Consider the following 853-nt stretch of genomic DNA (forward strand, 5'->3'; position numbering starts at 1 on the left):
ACCTAGGTACACGACAAAACTTGCCAGAAGCACGTAGGAGCTGATAAAAATAGGGACTGCCCCGCCAAGAGGTAGTCCCATGAATCATCATAGTGAACTCAGCGAAGTTTTTCGACCCCACCTGCAGTGGCATCGAGCCCGACTGGACTTTCTGGCCGCATTTGTGCTGGCCTTGATCCGCGTCCGCAGTGTCAACCTGGCCCAGATCGCCGTAGCCTTGAACCCCTGGGTGCACATCGCCTCCAACTACCGCCGCTGCCAAAGGTTCCTGGCCGGGTTCAGCTTCGACCAGGAAACCATCGGACGGCTGATCCTGCAGCTCTTACCGCAAAACCCGGAGCAAAAGCTGGTCTTGAGCCTGGATCGTACCGAGTGGAAGTTGGGCCGCCTCAGCATCAACCTGCTGTTCATCGGGGTGGCCCATCAGGGGGTAGCTTACCCCCTGGTGTGGTGCTTTCTGGGTAAGGCCGGTAGCAGTAACCTGCGGGAGCGACTGGGCTTGCTCCGACGGCTGCTCACTTTCTTACCCAAAGCGCGCATCCAGTCCCTGTGTGCGGATCGGGAGTTTGCCTGCACCGGCTTTCTGCGCTACCTGCGCTGGCAGAAAGTGCCCTACACCCTGCGCATCAAAGCGGGGAGCCGGGTCACCTACAAGGGCCACAGCCGACCCGTCCAGCAGTTGTTCCGGCATCTGGGGTACGGGGAGTGGGAAGCCCTGCCCAAACCGGTTCGGCTGTGGGGGCAACCCACCTACCTGATGGGCAGCCGTTTGCGGAAGGGGGAGTACCTGCTTCTGATTACCGAGGCCGATCCCCAGCAGGCCCCTGCTCGATACGCCCGGCGCTGGGAGATC

1 protein-coding gene is annotated in these 853 nt (G+C 61.0%); it reads left to right on the forward strand.

Annotated features, from left to right (window positions below; all coding sequences use genetic code 11):
- Positions 1-79: 79 nt before the first annotated feature.
- The coding region (locus tag NW818_RS05175) for an IS4 family transposase (protein ID WP_414423994.1) at positions 80-853 on the forward strand (774 nt) is incomplete at its 3' end.

This window comes from Synechococcus sp. R6-5 (assembly GCF_047461775.1).
GTDB lineage: Bacteria > Cyanobacteriota > Cyanobacteriia > Thermostichales > Thermostichaceae > Thermostichus.